Origin of the sequence: Pseudomonas sp. BBP2017 (assembly GCF_003024385.1) — a bacterium.
Lineage (GTDB): Bacteria > Pseudomonadota > Gammaproteobacteria > Pseudomonadales > Pseudomonadaceae > Aquipseudomonas.
In genome coordinates this window covers 9,996-25,279 of sequence record NZ_PVZN01000021.1, presented here as the reverse complement: position 1 = coordinate 25,279, position 15,284 = coordinate 9,996, and the positions used below count along the sequence as shown (strand labels likewise).

Genomic DNA, 15,284 nt, shown 5'->3' with positions numbered 1-15,284 from the left:
GCCAGCAGGCGCAGGTTCTCTACGTTGCTGCCAAGGGTGTAGGCCCCGAGGTAGCTGTAAACGGTATCGCTGCCACCGGTGCTGGTAACAGCATTGGTTTCACTGACGACATCGCCTGCGTTGTCGACGTAATAGCTGTCGGAACCATCGCCGCCGTTCAGGCGGTCGGCACCGACGGCACCATTGAGCGAGTCATTGCCGACACCGCCGTTTAAATGATCGTTGGCGCGGCCACCTGTAAGCGTATCGTTGCCCGCGCCGCCGTCGATGATCACGCTGCCAGCGCCGGTCCAGGTCAAGGTGTTGGCCAAGGTATCGCCTGTCAGGCTGGAAACCTTGTTGCCGTTGGCGTCAAAGCGTTGGGTATAAACGTCAACTTGCCCATTCACCCCATAGGACTCCCAGGCAATCACGTAGCCGCCATCGGCCAATGTAGTCACTTGGGCGAACGATTGATTGCCGGTGGTGCTGGTGTTGATGCGGGTTTCGGTACCCACCTTGACGCCGCTGGCATTGAAGCGCTGGGCGAATATGCCATTGACATCACCGATGCCTTGGCCTGCCCAGGTCACCAGATAACCGCCATCCGTCATAGCGGTAACGTTAGGCTCTTCCTGATTGCCTACGGTGGTGGTATTCACTCGGGTTTCTGCACCCATTTTTACGCCAGCGGCATTGAAAAGCTGTGCGTAGATGTCGGCAGGGGCATCGGTTTCGTCGTCGCCATCGCCATCGTCGGGAGCCGACTGCCAGGTGACGACATAGTTACCGCTGCTCAGAACCTTGACAGTGGGGTCTGTCTGCTCGTCGGCAATCCGGGTATTGATGCGAATTTCTCCGCCGGATTTGCTGCCGTCGGCCTTGAACCGCTGACCGAAAATGCCGGTCGTATCGTCTTTTCCGTTCCCCTCCCAAACCACCATAATGCCGCCATCGGTAAGGCCGGTGACGGTAGGGCCATCCTGGTCGTACTGAGTGGTGGTAGAGACGCGTGTTTCTACCCCTACCTTAGCTCCGCTGGCGTTATAGCGCTGTAGGTAGCCGCCCCAGCCACTGCCGTCCTGACCGTACGAAGCCCAGGACACCACAAAGCCGCCATCTTGAAGCGCGGTGATCTCCGCACTGTCCTGGCTGCCATTTCTGGTTGTGTTGACGATTAACTCACTTCCAACCTTGGCGCCATTGGCGTTGTAGACCTGGGCGGCGATGTCCGACATATCGTCGAAGGTATTCGATTGCCAGGCGACCACGTAGCCACCGTTGGCCAATGCAGTAATGCTGGGATCTTCCTGTTCCTTGTTCGTAACTGTGTTGACAAGGGCTGGCCCGCCTACCTTCACGCCACTGGCGTTATAGCGCTGGGTGTAGAGGTAATCGGTGGTGTTTGCTCCCTGATCGCTCCACGCCACGATGTAGCCGCCATCTTTCAGCGCCGTAAGGGAGGGCTCAGAATGATAGCTAGTCGTAGGGTTGACGCGGGTTTCGCCCAGGATTGGCATAGCAAATTCCTTTTAAGCAAAGAGAGAACAGAAGTGATCGGCAGTTTACAGGGTAAAATGATGGCGTCAAATTGCCATCATTTAGGTGGTCAAATCGGTGGCTTCAGGCTGCTTACTCCTACTGGCTGCAATTCGAATTCAGTGGTCGAGTCGGCGTCGGTGCTGCCATGCAGCATGTCGCTGAGGAGAACATTAAACGGACTCGTTCCCCATGTTCGTCCGATTTAGTAATGATTCCTCCACGCCTCGTGGTTTGACTCTCCCACCAGGCGTTCTACGTTTCAAAGGCAGCCAAGGAAAAGCTGCCTTTGAAACCTACCCAGGAGTCTCAGCCCATGCGCAACACCGTCCTGTCCTACCTTCTGCTCCCCCTGTTCGCCAGCGCATCCTTTTCGTTGAGTGCGGCGCCAGCCACTGAATCGGTAACCAATCCGGTACCTGTCGTCGCCACACAACAACCCGCCGCACGCCTGGACCTGAACACCGCCGACGCGCTAACCCTCCAGACCACCCTGACCGGCATCGGTAAAACCAAAGCCGAGGCAATCGTCGCCTACCGTGAAGAACACGGCGCCTTCGCTACGGTGGATGAACTGCTGGAGATCAAGGGCATCGGCAAGGCCCTGCTCGATCGCAACCGCGACAAGCTCACCATTAACTAGCGCTTCGCGGAAGGCCGGTCTTTGGCCGGCCTTCTTGCTTGGGGATGCCTTTGGTCGGTCGGATTTGAATAAATATTACAGTGATAATATTTTGTTTTGCACAGATTCATCCCTCCCCAGTCAGTCCCAGGAGATCACCGCTATGTCAGCTCCCTCGGTAACCCCTACCGCGCTCGTCACGGGTGCGTCTTCCGGAATCGGTGCGGTCTACGCGGAGCGCCTCGCTGGTCGTGGTCACGATCTGTTGTTGGTCGCGCGTGACCAGCAGCGGCTTGAAGCCTTGGCTAGCGATCTGCAGGCCCGGCACGGCGTTAATGTCGAAGTACTGCCGGCGGATCTCGCGCGAGCGGCAGATCTGGCCCGCGTCGAGCAGCGTTTGCGTGATGATCAGAGCATTGGTGTGTTGGTCAATAACGCCGGTATCGCTATGCACGGCACGTTGGCGGAGGCTACGGCTGCGCAGATCGACTCGCTGGTGGCGCTCAATATTGTCGCGCTAACCCGTCTGGCGTCGGCTGCTGCCGCCCAGTTTGGTAAAAACGGTCGCGGTACCATCATTAATCTGGCTTCGGTGGTGGCGCTGGCGCCAGAGATGTTCAACGCCGTGTACAGCGCCAGTAAGGCTTATGTCTTGAGCCTGACCCAGACGCTGCAAGGCGAGCTGAAAGATAAAGGCGTACAAGTGCAGGCCGTGCTGCCTGGCGTTACGCGTACCGAAATCTGGGAGCGCTCCGGCCTGGATGTCGCCCATATCGATCCGCACATGGTGATGGAAGTAGGGGAGATGGTCGACGCGGCGCTGAATGGTCTGGATAGCCACGAGAGGGTGACCATTCCGTCGTTACCTGATGCCGCGGATTGGCAGGCGTTTATCAAGGCGCGCGATGCGCTGGGGCCAAATCTGTCGCGCAGTTCTGCCGCAGCACGTTACAAGTGATGCAGTAAGCAAAGCGGAGCGCAATGGGCTCAGCGATCCTGCGCATCCTTCTCATCCATCTGCGCATTGCGCTCATGTATACGCTTGAGCTGTTCCTCGGTCAGGGGCAGCTTTTTCGCGGTGTCACGCAACAGCATCAGGCCGCCGACGATGGAGCCGATCGCGAGCACCAGAATCAACCAGGCATACCAGGGCATGTAGTTCTCCTTCAGAACGGCGAATGATGCCGCTCCTGTAAGTTGGAGCTGATGCTCCATTCATAGGTTCAATTATAGGGGCGCCGCCGCTGGGGGCCAATTCGCGATCATTGGCCCCCACAAACCGCGACTTCGTTTACAATGCGCGCCGTTCAAGACTTGCCAAGAGACCCGCCCATGTCCGCCTGCCAGACGCCCATCATTGTCGCCCTGGATTTCCCTACCCGTGACGCTGCCCTGAAATTGGCGGATCAACTCGATCCGTCCCTGTGCCGGGTCAAGGTCGGCAAAGAGCTGTTCACCAGCAGCGCATCGGGCATTGTCGAAACCCTGGTCGAGAAGGGCTTCGAGGTGTTCCTCGATCTGAAATTCCACGATATTCCCAACACCACGGCGATGGCGGTCAAAGCTGCTGCGGAAATGGGGGTGTGGATGGTTAACGTCCACTGTTCCGGTGGCCTGCGCATGATGGCAGCCTGCCGCGAGGTGCTGGCCAAGCGTAGCGGCCCACAGCCGCTGCTGATCGGTGTGACGGTGCTGACCAGCATGGAGCGTGAAGACCTGGCCGCTATCGGCCTGGATATCGAGCCGCAGGAGCAGGTGCTGCGGCTGGCGGCACTGGCGGAGAAAGCCGGTATGGACGGTCTGGTGTGCTCGGCACTGGAAGCGCCAGCACTGAAGGCTGCGCATCCGTCGCTGCAACTGGTTACCCCGGGTATTCGTCCGGCGGGCAGTGCCCAGGACGACCAGCGTCGCATCCTGACTCCGCGCCAGGCGCTGGACGCCGGTTCCGATTACCTGGTGATCGGTCGCCCGATCAGCCAGGCTGCCGATCCAGCGCAGGCGCTGGCGGCGGTGGTCGCTGAAATCAGGGCTTAAGCACCAGCTTGCCGAAATTTTCCCCGCTGAACAGTTTCAACAGTGTCTCGGGGAAGGTTTCCAGGCCTTCGACCACGTCTTCCTTGCTCTTCAGTTTGCCGCTTGCCAGCCAGCCGGCAATCTCCTGTGCCGCCTGGCCGTAATTGGCGGCATGGTCCATCACCACAAAGCCTTCCATCCGCGCGCGGTTGACCAGCAGTGACAGGTAGTTGGCTGGACCTTTGATCGCCTGCTTGTTGTTGTACTGGCTGATGGCCCCACAGATCACCACCCGCGCCTTGAAATTCAGGCGGCTGAGCACGGCATCGAGAATGTCGCCACCGACGTTGTCGAAGTACACGTCGACACCTTTCGGGCATTCGCGCTTGAGGCCTTCAAGCACATCCTCGGCTTTGTAGTCGATGACGCCGTCGAAGCCCAGTTCGTCTTTCAGGTACTGACATTTCTGTTTGCCACCGGCGATTCCCACCACCCGGCAACCTTTGATTTTGGCAATCTGCCCGGCAATGCTGCCCACCGCACCGGCGGCACCGGAGAGCACCACGGTTTCACCTGGTTTGGGGGCGCCGACCTCAAGCAGGGCGAAGTAGGCGGTCATGCCGGTCATGCCCAGGGCGGACAGGTAGCGCGGCAGCGGTGCCAGTTTCGGGTCGATCTTGTAGAAGCCTTGAGGTTCGCCGACAAAGTAATCCTGCACACCGAGGGCGCCATTGACGTGGTCGCCGACGGCAAAGCCCGGGTGTTTCGAGGCGATCACTTCGCCCACGCCCAAGGCGCGCATGACCTGGCCCAGAGCCACTGGCGGGATGTAAGACTTGCCCTCGTTCATCCAGCCGCGCATGGCCGGGTCGAGGGACAGGTAGAGGTTTTTCACCTGTACCTGGCCTTCGCCGGGTTCGTTGAGCGGTATCTGTTCGAAGGTGAAGTCGTCACGGCTGACGGCGCCGATCGGGCGCTTGGCGAGCAGGAAGCGGCGGTTGGTCTGGGCGGTCATGGCAGGGCTCTCGGATCAAGGGCAAAGCTTGTTGATAGACCCTCTTCGGCCGTCGAGCAAGGTTCACCGGCTTTGCGAATGCCGCGCAATCGATTGTCGTGATCTATCCCCCGGCTCGCCAATCAGCCGTACCAATACCGGTTCAACCGGCACCCTGATGATGCTGCCAATTCATACCACCGGCCATGCCCTGGTGTTGGATGGCGGGGCGCCGGCGATCTGAGGGGCTAGCCCGCTTTTAACTGACCGCTGAGAAACACCGTGCGCCGGTCTTTGCGGCCGATGTGCTGATGTTTGCTCAGCTGGTAGCAGGGCGTGAAACGCTCCCGGTCGATACCGGGATAGTCGGCCAGCGCAGCATCGACCAGTTCGTCGTAGCGGGCCTCGGTGATAAAACGATAGATCTCGCGGGAGTAGAAGAAGCCGAACTGAAAGCCGAGGGTCTCGCTGAGAAAGGCGGTTGGCCGGCAGAAACAGTTTTCCAGGTCGATGGCCTGGGCCGGCGCCGGCAGCTCGTCGGGAACCATCACATTGGCGGCCCACAGGTCCATATGGCAGATGCCTTGCTGGTGCAGTGAGTGCAGCAGTTCGAAGGCGCTGGCAATCAAGGTTTCAACCTGCTTCGGATTGGCGCTGACCCACTTCAAGCCATCGGTATACCCCGATAGCAAGCCAGTGATGATGATGAAGTCATCCATCAGGCCCAGGCGGCACCGGGAGTAACCAAAGCCGATCAATGGCGCAACCCGGGCGCCGCGCTTATGCGCTTCGGCGGTATTGATCAGTTCTTCGATCACCCAGTCATTGAGGTCTTGGGATTTGCTGCCGCCGAAGGCCACCCGCAGCTTCTTTTTCAGCGAGTCCAGAGGCTGGCGTTTGGTGAACAGGGCGCTTTGGCTACAGTCCAGTGGAGCGCTGATGCGTTTGTCCGAGCCTTTGCGCTCTACCAGGCGCTGCAACGCCTGAGCGGTGAAGGTGGCGAGAGGTGCTTTGAAGTGTAATGTGGAACGATGGTGGTTGAGTGTGTAGGAAAACTCGCTCACCAAATCCTTGCATCCGCCCGTCACTGCTGTGCATCCCTATGTCAAAATGCCATCGTCAAATAAATGTAACATTTCCTACAGTTTTTTACATTTTTTTCACATTGTGTTCACGGATATAAATCGCAGATTTCTCAGGCGGTAGTGGGGTGGTTTTGCAGGCGGGGGTTCTGTAGAAACAGGCGGATACCACCTTGCAGCGCACAAGGCGACCTCTGCCGTTCTGAACGCGACGCTGTTGTAGCTTTTTGCCATTATTCCGACGCCAGCATCTTGTGCCCTCCCGGGTGCCGTTGCCACTCTGCAACCTTGAGTCGTTGCCGGGGCAGTGGGGGAGGTGCGATGAGTGCGGTCAAACGTGGTTTTTTTGCCAATCTGGGCATGGCGCGCAAGCTGGGCCTGGGCTTTGCCCTGGTCTTGTTGCTGACCGCCGTGGTGGCGATCTGTGGTGTTGCCGCGTTGTACAGCGTTGGTCAGCGATTCGAGGGGCTCAAGCAGATGACGGCACTCAACGCCGACGTGCTCAGGGTGCGCTTGCAAGAGCAAGACTTTGCCTTGCGCTCCGCTCCCAAGGCGGTCGAGGCACTGCATCAGGGGGTAGAGGAGGTGTTGCTCCAGGCCCGAGGGCTATCGCAATTGAGCGGTAGCGGTGTGGAGCAGGCGTTGAACGATTATCGCCAGGCCTTTGATCAGTTCGTCGAGTTGACCCAGTCCAAGGAGCTGGCGCTGGACATGGCCAGCTGGTCGGTCTCTAGTGTCGCCAACAATCTCGACGTGCTGCAGGCGGGGCTTGCCGACGATGGCACCTACACCCTCAAGGACACCCAGGGCCAGCAAGGTGCCGAGTTTGTCGAACAGGCCGGCCAGGTTGCCCAGGTGTCCAGGTTGATGCTTCAGGCCATGGATGAAGCACGACTGCGTCTGGAGCAGAACCGCAAAGGCAGCGAGGATCTCCGTCAGGGGCGCATTGAACAGACTGAGCAGGCTGCGACGCTGGTCGAGCAGCTCAAAGCCAGCGTCAGTGATGCCGGTTACCAGACGGTGCTTAATGAAGTCAGTGGCCATATCGCCAGCTTCAGTGAAAAGCTCGGGGAGTACACCGATTTGCTCGGGCGCGAGCAGCAACTCAAACAGCAGTTGCAACAACGCGCCGAACAGGTGAGTGCTCAGGTCGATCAAGCCTATGCCGCTGAAGATCAGGCCATGCTGGCTCAGCTCAAGCGCAACGCGGTGTTTATTCTGCTGGCGTCATTGCTGGCTCTGCTGGTCGGGGTGCTGGCGGCCTGGTTGATCACGCGCGCGGTGGTCGGGCCGCTGCGCCAGGTGATCGGTCGTGCCGAGCAGATCGCGGCGGGCGATCTGAGCGGCGACATCCAGGTTGATCGGCGCGACGAAGTTGGCCAGCTGATGCAGGCCATGCAGCAGATGGGCTCGGGGTTGAGCGGCATTGTCAGTGGCCTGCAGAAGGGCATCGAACAGTTGGCCAGTAATGCGCAGTCGCTCTCGGCGGTGACCGAGCAGACCACCCGTGAGGTCAGTAGCCAGAAGGAGGAAACCGAGCAAGTCGCCACCGCCATGCAGCAGATGACGGCCACTGTTCATGACGTCGCGCGCAATGCCGAAGAGGCTGCGCAGGCCGCCCAGGTGGCAGACGACAAGGTTGGCAGCGGCCAGCAGGTGGTGCGCCAGAGCATGCAGCGGATCGAAGCGCTGGCGGGCGCTGCCGAATCGGCCAGCCAGGGTATCGAAAGCCTCAGTGCTGAAATCCAGAGCATTGGTACGGTGCTGGAGGTGATCAAGAGTGTTGCCGAACAAACCAACCTGCTGGCTCTCAATGCCGCCATCGAAGCGGCTCGCGCAGGCGAGCAGGGCCGGGGCTTTGCAGTGGTGGCCGATGAGGTGCGTGCTTTGGCCCGGCGTACCCGGCAGTCAACCGAGGAGATCGAAAGCCTGGTGAGCAGCTTGCGTCGCAGTGCCCAGGCTTCGGTGACGCAGATTCAGGGCAGTAGCGAATTGGTCAAGCTGGCGGTGGTCGATGCCCTGCAGGCTGAAAGTGCTTTGGGTAGCATTGCTGCAGCGGTGTCATTGATCCAGCAGATGAATCAGCAGATTGCGGCAGCGGCCGAAGAGCAGAGTTCGGTGGCTGAGGAGATCAGCCGCAGTGTCATCCAGATCCGCAGCAGCGCGGATCAGTCGGCGCTGGCGATGCAGGGCAATGCCAGCTCGAGTGTCGAACTGGCGCAGCTGGGCAGTGAGCTCAGAGGCATGGTGGGGCATTTCAGGCTGTAAAAATGGTTCTTTGTAAAATACGCTGAAATTCAGTCAGGAAGACCCGAACGATGTGGGCCGATGTACTAGCGCGATTCGAGAAAAAAGCACCTGCCAGCGTTCCTGACATCCAGTTTGGGTATAGACCAGATTGACACATGGCTGCACCTAAGAAGTCATGTGCATATTTTCTAGAGTGGAGTAGGATTAAATCCTATTTTGCCCGGGAGGTTCGTCATGGGCAGCACTCAACAATTCAGTATCACTCTGCCCAACCAGATGGCCGACGTGGTGAAAGCCAAGGTCGCTACCGGTGAGTATGCCACTGAAAGCGAAGTGATCCGTGATGGCCTGCGGGCGCTATTGGCCCGTGATCGCGCCTTGGAAAGCTGGCTCGTTGGCCAAGCAGCGCCGGCTTACGATGCCTTGAAAGCAGACCCTTCGCGTGCGCTGAGCGCCGATCAGGTGCGTGCCCGGTTGTCGGCAGAACACCAGAACGCCACTGCAAAATCGTAATGGCGTATACCGTCGAGTTTGCACCGGAAGCCCTAGAACAGTTGACTGCGCTCTATCGCTACATTTCCACGGCGGCTTCGCCGGAGACTGCCCAGCGTTATACCGACGCCATCGTGACCCATTGCGAAGAGTTACGGACGTTCCCGCACCGAGGGAACCAGAGGGACGATATACGACCAGGTCTTATCGCAAGCGGGCCGTGATTGTTTTTGCCGTTGATGCCAAGCAGGTTTCCATCCTGGGCATTTTTTATGGTGGGCAGGATTTCGAGGCAGCCTTGCAATTTGAGCTGGACGATTAGGTTTGCGGGCAGGTGCTGGGCTTAAGTGCACTTTCTGTTCCGCTGCTCCCTCACCTCTAATACCCACAATCCGAACGTGAGGCCGTGATTATGTTTCCGAAAGAGATCAAGGCAGATCGAGAGTTTCTTGACGTCGGTCGCTTCGCTTTCAACTTGTAACACGACACGCAGGGCAAGCCGGGACAGATCATAAGGCCCTACGCTGCGCTACATAAAGGCGGAAGGCGCCGGCAGCAGCGGCGCATTGAATGGATCCGCTCGCAGTTTCAACATCTTATTACTTGCGCCAGTTGAGAATCATCAGCGTCAACACCCCGGCGACAATCCCCCAGAACGCCGAGCCGATGGAGAACAGGGTAAAGCCCGACGCGGTGACCATGAAGGTGATCAACGCCGCTTCACGCTCCTTGGTTTCATTCATGGCAACCGTCAGGCCGTTCATGATCGAGCCGAACAGCGCCAGGGCAGCAATCGATAGCACCAGCTCCTTGGGCAAAGCGGCGAACAGCGCGGCCAGGGTGGCACCGAATACGCCCGCGATGCCGTAGAAAATCCCGCACCACACCGCAGCGGTATAGCGTTTGCTCGGGTCTTCATGGGCGTGCGGCCCCGTACAGATCGCCGCACTGATGGCCGCCAGGTTGATGCCATGCGAGCCGAAGGGTGCCAGCACCAACGAGGCCAGGCCGGTCACCGAGATCAGGGGTGAGGCCGGCACCTGATAGCCGTCGGCTCGCAACACGGCAACGCCGGGCATGTTCTGCGAGGTCATGGCGACCACGAACAGGGGAATGCCGATGCTGATGGTGGCCGCCAGGGAAAAGCTTGGGGTGGTCCACACCGGGGTTGCCACTTCCAGGCTGAAACCACTGAAATCCAGCAGGCCCATGGCGCCGGACAAGAGGGTGCCCACCAGCAGCGCGGCGAGCACCGCATAACGCGGCGACAGGCGTTTGATGATCAGGTAACTGAAGAACATCCCCAGCACCAGCGCGGTACGGTGCTGGGCAGCGATGACGATTTCGCTGCCGATCTTGAACAGGATACCGGCCAGCAACGCCGATGCCAGCGAGGCTGGAATGCGTTTGACCAGGCGTTCGAAACTGCCGGTCAGGCCGCAGATCACCACCAGCACGGCGCAGGTGATGTAGGCGCCGATGGCTTCGCCATAGCTGACCCCGCCAAGGCTGGTGATCAACAGCGCCGCACCCGGCGTCGACCAGGCCACGGTCACCGGTGTGCGATAGCGCAACGACAGGCCGATGCTGCACACTGCCATACCGATCGACAGGGCCCAGATCCACGATGAGATTTGCGCACTGGTCAAGCCGGCCGCCTGGCCAGCCTGGAACATCAGCACCAGGGAGCTGGTGTAGCCGGTCAACATGGCAATAAAACCTGCGACCACGGCCGAGGGTGAGGAGTCAGCCAAAGGGCGCAGTTGCGCGGAGGTGGCATCGGGCATGGGGCAATCCTTGTTCTAGGTGTAAGCAGATTTTGCAGACTAACGCGCAGGCTTGCCGTTCTTGCCATACAGCAGGCATTGCATTTAGCCGTACAGTCGCCAACTATGGGGGCGGGTAGGATTCAGCCATTGAATGGGGGGAGAGATGTACAAGGTTTACGGTGATTACCAGTCGGGTAACTGCTACAAGGTCAAGCTGATGCTGCACCTGCTTGATCTGCCTTATGAATGGCACTCGGTGGATATCCTCAAGGGCGAGACGGAAACCCCGGCGTTTCTGGCGATGAACCCCAATGGCAAGGTGCCGGTGCTGGAACTTGAAGACGGCACTTACCTGTGGGAATCCAACGCGATCCTGAACTTTCTCGCCGATGGCACTGAATTTCTGCCTACCGAGCCGCGCTTGCGTACCCAGGTGCTGCAATGGCAGTTCTTCGAGCAATACAGTCATGAGCCGTACATCGCCGTGGCGCGCTTCATCCAGTTTTACCTGGGCCTGCCGCAAGAGCGCCTGGAGGAATACAAGACTCTGCACAAAGGCGGCTACAAGGCGTTGCGGGTGATGGAGAAGCAGCTGCAGCTAACGCCTTATCTGGTCGGTGATCGTTACTCGATTGCCGATGTTGCGCTGTACGCCTACACCCATGTTGCCCAGCAGGGTGGGTTTGACCTGGGGGCCTATCCGGGCATTCAGGCATGGCTGGATCGAGTTGCCAGCCATCCCCGTCATGTGACCATGCTCGGTTGAGCGATCAGGCGGCAAAACGTTTGTTGAGGTAATCGATGATCACCTTGGATTCGTACATCCAGGTGGTCTTGCCGTCCTCTTCAATGCGCAGGCATGGCACTTTGATCTTGCCCCCTTCATTGAGCAGCGCCTGGCGATCCTGTTCGTTGTTCTTCGCATCGCGAAGGGCCACCGGCACGTTCAGGCGGTGCAGGGTGCGGCGGGTTTTCACGCAGAACGGGCAGGCGTGGAACTGATACAGGCTCAAACCCTTGGCCTGTTGCTCGACCAGCGCCTGGGTGGCCGGTTCGCGTTTGAGCTTGGCCGGGCGGCTGATCCAGTCACCGAACACAATCAACTGACCTAAGCCCACACGCAGTGCTTTGACGATCATGGCAACTCCTGAGAATAAAAAAAGCCGACCACGAAAGGTCGGCTTGCAGTCAGGCCCGATTACTTGATCAGGCTGAGAAATTCGCTGCGGGTCGCGGCATTTTCACGGAATTCGCCGAGCATCACCGAAGTGATCATGGTCGAGTTCTGTTTTTCCACGCCGCGCATCATCATGCACATGTGCTTGGCTTCGATGACCACTGCTACGCCCAGGGCGCCGGTGACCTTCTGGATCGCCTCGGCGACCTGACGGCTGAGGTTTTCCTGGATCTGCAGGCGACGTGCGTACATGTCGACGATCCGCGCAACCTTGGACAGGCCCAGGACCTTGCCATCGGGGATGTAGGCGACGTGAGCCTTGCCGATGAATGGCAGCATGTGGTGTTCGCACAGCGAGTACAGCTCGATGTCCTTGACCAGGACCATTTCGCTGTTATCGGAGCTGAACAGGGCGCCGTTGGTCACTTCTTCCAGGGTTTGTTCATAACCGCGGCAAAGGTACTGCATGGCCTTCGCAGCCCGCTTGGGCGTGTCGAGCAGGCCCTCGCGGGAGATGTCCTCGCCGAGCTGGCCGAGGATAGCGGTGTAGTTCTGTTCCAGGGACATGGATCTACCTGTGGGATTTATCGCAAACGCGAAGGGTACGGCGGCTGTGGCGGCGCTGCAAGTACGGCGTTACTCGTCACGGCCTTCGAGCATGGTTCGTTTGAGCATCACGTACACCGCGCCGGTACCGCCATGACGGGCCTGGCACGAGGTAAACCCCAGCACCTGCGGGTGTTGGCGCAGCCAGGTGTTGACGTGACTCTTGATCATCGGCTTCTTGCCGTCCAGGCGTACGGCCTTGCCATGGGTGACGCGCACGCAACGGACTTCGAAACGGGTGGCTTCGGCGAGGAACGCCCAGAGGGTTTCGCGGGCTTTTTCCACGTTCATGCCGTGCAAATCGAGGCTGCCTTCGAAGCCGATCTGGCCGAGCTTGAGCTTGCGCATCTGGCTCTCCTGGACGCCGTCACGGCTCCAGTGCAGGTCGTCTTCGGGGCCCACGTCGATGACAAACTGGTCCGACAAGCCATCGACCACAGTCTGGTCGCTGCGTACCGTCGCGGCCTGACGCAGGCCGGCCAGTTGCTTGCGGTCGGCCTTGGGTTTGCCGACTTCGGCGCGGTCATGCTTGATCGGCTTGACGCCGCGCATCTCGCTTTTGAACAGGGAAAAATCGTCGTCTTGCATGTAAGCCTCCGCCTGGGCGGCGTAGTTTACGCGACTCCCCCGCAGGTTGCAGTCAATCGTGTTTTTTCATCAGGTGCGGCGACAGGTTCAGCTCGCGGCTACGGCGCAGGCGCAAACGGCTGCGGCGCCAGAACCAGATGCCCAGGTACAGCAGCACCAGGCCACCGGCGAGTACCACTGCGGCACCGGCGCGGTTGGCGTTGAGCTCGGCCAGGGCTTGCAGGTTGCCGAACAGGCTGGCGGCGCCGGCCATGGCCAGCAGTACCCCCAGGGTCGCCAGCAGCGCTGAAAAAGCCGCTGCCAGGCGTGCACCCCAATTGCGTGGCTCACGCTGGCGCAGGCGCTTGGCGTCGAAACCGTCGGACAACTTCATGCCGATTTCCTCTATGGATATCCGGATTTTGACCGAACGACCGCAAGGTGGTTCCGCGAGCCCGTCGGATGGTCGATCAGATCAGGCTGCTGGTCGGAGCCACACACGCAAAGTTGTCGGCCATGATCGCCATTTCGCTTTGCTGGATCTGTGCAGCGGGAATCACCCCCTCCTTGAACGGCAGGTCGCGGGTAGCGCAGGCATCTTCGATCAGCGTGCAACGGTAACCATAGTCCTTGGCCCGGCGCACGGTGGTGCTGACGCTGGAGTGGCTCATGAAACCGCAGACGATCAGGTCCAGGTGCCCGTACTTCTGCAGGGTTTCATGCAGGGTGGTGTTCTTGAAGGCATTGGGCATGCGCTTCTCGATGATCATCTCATCGCCCTGCGGCTCAAGGCCCGGGATGAATTCACCGCGCGGCCCCTGAGGATCGAACATGCCGCCGACGGTACCGAGGTGGCGCACGTGGATGATCGGGCGACCGGCCTTGCGCGCCGCCTCGAGCATTTTCGCGATGTTCTTCACAGCCTCGTCCATGCCCGACAGCGCCAGAGGACCGCTGAGGTACTCTTTTTGCGCGTCGATAATGAGCAGGCTGGCGTTGTTCAGCTTGGCGGGTGGATAGCCACGGCCGCTGAGGTGGAACATCGTCATTGGAACAGACATCAAGGGCTCCTTTGGGTAGGGCTTTTCGCCTATTGTCCCCTGCCTGAGCACTTATGTGAATCGCTTCGCGTACAAGCAGCGTGGTTAGTGGCCTGCAGCCATGTCGGCGAAACACCTACAGGCAGTTTTGACGAACCTTTTCTGTGATCGGGCTGTTAGAATTGCAGGTCGTCTTTCAAGGAGTCTGTTGTGATCACTTCTCGCCTGCGCACCCTGCGCGATCATATCCGTTGGGCTGTCAGCCGCTTCCATGAGCATGGCCTGTTTTTCGGGCATGGTGCCGACAACGCCTGGGACGAAGCACGGCTGCTGGTACTCGGCTCGGTGCATTTGCCTTGGGAGGTTGCCGACAGCTATCTGGACTGCCAGCTGGAAGACGACGAACTGGTGCACCTGCAGCGCCTGCTCAAGCGCCGCATTGAAGAGCGCGTGCCGACCGCCTACCTGTTGGGCGAGGCGTGGTTCTGCGGCCTGGCCTTCATCGTCGACGAGCGCGTGCTGATTCCGCGTTCGCCTATCGGCGAGCTGATCGAAAAACGTTTTGAACCGTGGCTGGCCAGCGAACCTGCGCGCATTCTCGACCTGTGCACCGGTTCCGGTTGCATCGGTATCGTCAGTGCCGAGGTATTCCCTGAAGCCGAGGTGGTGCTGGCCGACCTGTCGTTCGAAGCGCTGGAGGTGGCCAACCAGAACATCGAGCGCCATGGTCTGGAAGAGCGCGTGTTTACCGTGCAGGGGGATGGCTTCGACGGTTTGCCGGGGCAGCGTTTCGATCTGATCCTGTCCAATCCGCCGTATGTCGATGCCGAGGATTTCGCCGACATGCCGGATGAGTACCAGCATGAGCCGGAACTGGGCCTGGCCTGTGGCAATGATGGTCTGGACCTGGTGCGGCGCATGCTGGCCGAAGCGGCGGATCATCTGACCGAGAAGGGTTTGCTGATTGTCGAAGTGGGCAACAGCCAGGTGCACGTCGAGGCCCTGTACCCTGAGGTGGATTTTGCCTGGCTCGAATTCGAGCGCGGCGGGCACGGGGTGTTCATGTTGACCGCGGAGCAGTGCCGGCAGCATCAGGGCTTGTTTGCTTCGCGTGTGTAAGCAGTGAGTCGATCGCGGGGCAAGCCCGCTCCCAC

Annotated in this window: 16 protein-coding genes and 3 pseudogenes; 9 read left to right on the top strand and 10 right to left on the bottom strand. The window is 59.6% G+C overall.

Annotated elements, in window-relative coordinates:
• Nucleotides 1-158: 158 nt before the first annotated feature.
• Nucleotides 159-593 (bottom strand): annotated as a pseudogene (locus C6382_RS24775) (calcium-binding protein); the annotation flags it as partial.
• 1,241 nt (nucleotides 594-1,834) lie between these two features.
• On the opposite strand from C6382_RS24775, the gene C6382_RS21190 reads away from it, so the two are divergent.
• Both C6382_RS21190 and C6382_RS21185 read left to right on the top strand, forming a co-directional pair.
• Nucleotides 1,835-2,161 carry a helix-hairpin-helix domain-containing protein gene (locus C6382_RS21190; protein WP_107026280.1) on the top strand — a complete coding sequence of 109 codons (327 nt, stop codon included), beginning with the start codon at nucleotides 1,835-1,837 and terminating at the stop codon, nucleotides 2,159-2,161.
• 142 nt (nucleotides 2,162-2,303) lie between these two features.
• Entirely contained in the window at nucleotides 2,304-3,098 is a 795-nt protein-coding gene (locus tag C6382_RS21185; RefSeq protein ID WP_107026279.1) for an SDR family oxidoreductase, read from the top strand.
• Nucleotides 3,099-3,127: 29 nt separating this feature from the next.
• Here the strand turns inward: C6382_RS21185 and C6382_RS21180 are convergent, their stop codons facing one another.
• Nucleotides 3,128-3,295, bottom strand: coding sequence for a DUF2897 family protein (locus tag C6382_RS21180; protein WP_107026278.1), 168 nt, complete (start codon nucleotides 3,293-3,295; stop codon nucleotides 3,128-3,130).
• 177 nt (nucleotides 3,296-3,472) lie between these two features.
• On the opposite strand from C6382_RS21180, the gene pyrF reads away from it, so the two are divergent.
• A complete protein-coding gene (gene pyrF, locus C6382_RS21175) occupies nucleotides 3,473-4,174 on the top strand; it encodes an orotidine-5'-phosphate decarboxylase (RefSeq protein WP_107026277.1) in 702 nt (233 codons plus the stop codon).
• On the opposite strand, the gene C6382_RS21170 is transcribed toward pyrF, so the two are convergent.
• Together C6382_RS21170 and C6382_RS21165 are read right to left on the bottom strand one after the other, a co-directional pair.
• A complete protein-coding gene (locus C6382_RS21170) occupies nucleotides 4,164-5,168 on the bottom strand; it encodes an NADP-dependent oxidoreductase (protein ID WP_107026276.1) in 1,005 nt (334 codons plus the stop codon). The genes pyrF and C6382_RS21170 overlap by 11 nt on opposite strands.
• A gap of 227 nt (nucleotides 5,169-5,395) precedes the next feature.
• A complete protein-coding gene (locus C6382_RS21165; protein ID WP_256589165.1) occupies nucleotides 5,396-6,211 on the bottom strand; it encodes a hypothetical protein in 816 nt (271 codons plus the stop codon).
• Nucleotides 6,212-6,550: 339 nt separating this feature from the next.
• Between C6382_RS21165 and C6382_RS24770 the strand changes: the two are divergent.
• The 4 genes and pseudogenes from C6382_RS24770 to C6382_RS21150 form a co-directional block, all read left to right on the top strand.
• Nucleotides 6,551-7,636, top strand: a pseudogene (locus C6382_RS24770) (HAMP domain-containing protein); the annotation flags it as partial.
• Nucleotides 7,616-8,497, top strand: a complete 882-nt coding sequence (locus C6382_RS24765) for a methyl-accepting chemotaxis protein (RefSeq protein ID WP_371919644.1) — start codon at nucleotides 7,616-7,618, stop codon at nucleotides 8,495-8,497. The pseudogene C6382_RS24770 and the gene C6382_RS24765, both read left to right, overlap by 21 nt.
• Before the next feature lie 216 nt (nucleotides 8,498-8,713).
• Entirely contained in the window at nucleotides 8,714-8,992 is a 279-nt protein-coding gene (locus C6382_RS21155) for a type II toxin-antitoxin system ParD family antitoxin (RefSeq protein ID WP_107026273.1), read from the top strand.
• Nucleotides 8,992-9,293 (top strand): annotated as a pseudogene (locus C6382_RS21150) (type II toxin-antitoxin system RelE/ParE family toxin). The gene C6382_RS21155 and the pseudogene C6382_RS21150 overlap by 1 nt, the downstream one beginning before the upstream one ends.
• A gap of 277 nt (nucleotides 9,294-9,570) precedes the next feature.
• Here the strand turns inward: C6382_RS21150 and C6382_RS21145 are convergent.
• Nucleotides 9,571-10,758 carry a benzoate/H(+) symporter BenE family transporter gene (locus tag C6382_RS21145; protein ID WP_107026272.1) on the bottom strand — a complete coding sequence of 396 codons (1,188 nt, stop codon included), beginning with the start codon at nucleotides 10,756-10,758 and terminating at the stop codon, nucleotides 9,571-9,573.
• Between the two features lie 145 nt (nucleotides 10,759-10,903).
• Between C6382_RS21145 and C6382_RS21140 the strand changes: the two genes are divergently transcribed.
• Nucleotides 10,904-11,506, top strand: a complete 603-nt coding sequence (locus tag C6382_RS21140) for a glutathione S-transferase family protein (protein WP_107026271.1) — start codon at nucleotides 10,904-10,906, stop codon at nucleotides 11,504-11,506.
• Nucleotides 11,507-11,510: 4 nt separating this feature from the next.
• Here the strand turns inward: C6382_RS21140 and C6382_RS21135 are convergent, their stop codons facing one another.
• The 5 genes from C6382_RS21135 to C6382_RS21115 all read right to left on the bottom strand — a co-directional run bounded on the left by C6382_RS21135 (nucleotide 11,511) and on the right by C6382_RS21115 (nucleotide 14,151).
• Nucleotides 11,511-11,879, bottom strand: a complete 369-nt coding sequence (locus tag C6382_RS21135; protein ID WP_107026270.1) for a glutathione S-transferase N-terminal domain-containing protein — start codon at nucleotides 11,877-11,879, stop codon at nucleotides 11,511-11,513.
• 59 nt (nucleotides 11,880-11,938) lie between these two features.
• Nucleotides 11,939-12,484 (bottom strand): GTP cyclohydrolase I FolE, encoded by a 546-nt coding sequence (gene folE, locus C6382_RS21130; RefSeq protein WP_107026269.1) that lies wholly within the window; start codon nucleotides 12,482-12,484, stop codon nucleotides 11,939-11,941.
• Nucleotides 12,485-12,553: 69 nt separating this feature from the next.
• Nucleotides 12,554-13,111 carry a Smr/MutS family protein gene (locus C6382_RS21125; protein ID WP_107026268.1) on the bottom strand — a complete coding sequence of 186 codons (558 nt, stop codon included), beginning with the start codon at nucleotides 13,109-13,111 and terminating at the stop codon, nucleotides 12,554-12,556.
• 52 nt (nucleotides 13,112-13,163) lie between these two features.
• On the bottom strand, nucleotides 13,164-13,484 hold the full coding sequence (locus C6382_RS21120; RefSeq protein WP_107026267.1) for a hypothetical protein: 321 nt from the start codon (nucleotides 13,482-13,484) through the stop codon (nucleotides 13,164-13,166).
• Nucleotides 13,485-13,560: 76 nt separating this feature from the next.
• Nucleotides 13,561-14,151, bottom strand: coding sequence for a cysteine hydrolase family protein (locus C6382_RS21115; protein WP_107026266.1), 591 nt, complete (start codon nucleotides 14,149-14,151; stop codon nucleotides 13,561-13,563).
• A 189-nt stretch (nucleotides 14,152-14,340) separates the two neighbouring features.
• On the opposite strand from C6382_RS21115, the gene prmB reads away from it, so the two are divergent.
• Nucleotides 14,341-15,249, top strand: coding sequence for a 50S ribosomal protein L3 N(5)-glutamine methyltransferase (gene prmB / locus C6382_RS21110; protein ID WP_107026265.1), 909 nt, complete (start codon nucleotides 14,341-14,343; stop codon nucleotides 15,247-15,249).
• The last annotated feature ends 35 nt before the right edge of the window (nucleotides 15,250-15,284 follow it).

What these genes read in the sequence shown, in the direction of transcription:
- C6382_RS21190 (WP_107026280.1), top strand. Translation starts at nt 1,835, where the DNA reads ATGCGCAACACCGTCCTGTCCTACCTTCTGCTCCCCCTGTTCGCCAGC.
- C6382_RS21185 (WP_107026279.1), top strand. Translation starts at nt 2,304, where the DNA reads ATGTCAGCTCCCTCGGTAACCCCTACCGCGCTCGTCACGGGTGCGTCT.
- C6382_RS21180 (WP_107026278.1), bottom strand. Translation starts at nt 3,295, where the DNA reads ATGCCCTGGTATGCCTGGTTGATTCTGGTGCTCGCGATCGGCTCCATC.
- pyrF (WP_107026277.1), top strand. Translation starts at nt 3,473, where the DNA reads ATGTCCGCCTGCCAGACGCCCATCATTGTCGCCCTGGATTTCCCTACC.
- C6382_RS21170 (WP_107026276.1), bottom strand. Translation starts at nt 5,168, where the DNA reads ATGACCGCCCAGACCAACCGCCGCTTCCTGCTCGCCAAGCGCCCGATC.
- C6382_RS24765 (WP_371919644.1), top strand. Translation starts at nt 7,616, where the DNA reads ATGCAGGCCATGCAGCAGATGGGCTCGGGGTTGAGCGGCATTGTCAGT.
- C6382_RS21155 (WP_107026273.1), top strand. Translation starts at nt 8,714, where the DNA reads ATGGGCAGCACTCAACAATTCAGTATCACTCTGCCCAACCAGATGGCC.
- C6382_RS21145 (WP_107026272.1), bottom strand. Translation starts at nt 10,758, where the DNA reads ATGCCCGATGCCACCTCCGCGCAACTGCGCCCTTTGGCTGACTCCTCA.
- C6382_RS21140 (WP_107026271.1), top strand. Translation starts at nt 10,904, where the DNA reads ATGTACAAGGTTTACGGTGATTACCAGTCGGGTAACTGCTACAAGGTC.
- C6382_RS21135 (WP_107026270.1), bottom strand. Translation starts at nt 11,879, where the DNA reads ATGATCGTCAAAGCACTGCGTGTGGGCTTAGGTCAGTTGATTGTGTTC.
- folE (WP_107026269.1), bottom strand. Translation starts at nt 12,484, where the DNA reads ATGTCCCTGGAACAGAACTACACCGCTATCCTCGGCCAGCTCGGCGAG.
- C6382_RS21125 (WP_107026268.1), bottom strand. Translation starts at nt 13,111, where the DNA reads ATGCAAGACGACGATTTTTCCCTGTTCAAAAGCGAGATGCGCGGCGTC.
- C6382_RS21120 (WP_107026267.1), bottom strand. Translation starts at nt 13,484, where the DNA reads ATGAAGTTGTCCGACGGTTTCGACGCCAAGCGCCTGCGCCAGCGTGAG.
- C6382_RS21115 (WP_107026266.1), bottom strand. Translation starts at nt 14,151, where the DNA reads ATGTCTGTTCCAATGACGATGTTCCACCTCAGCGGCCGTGGCTATCCA.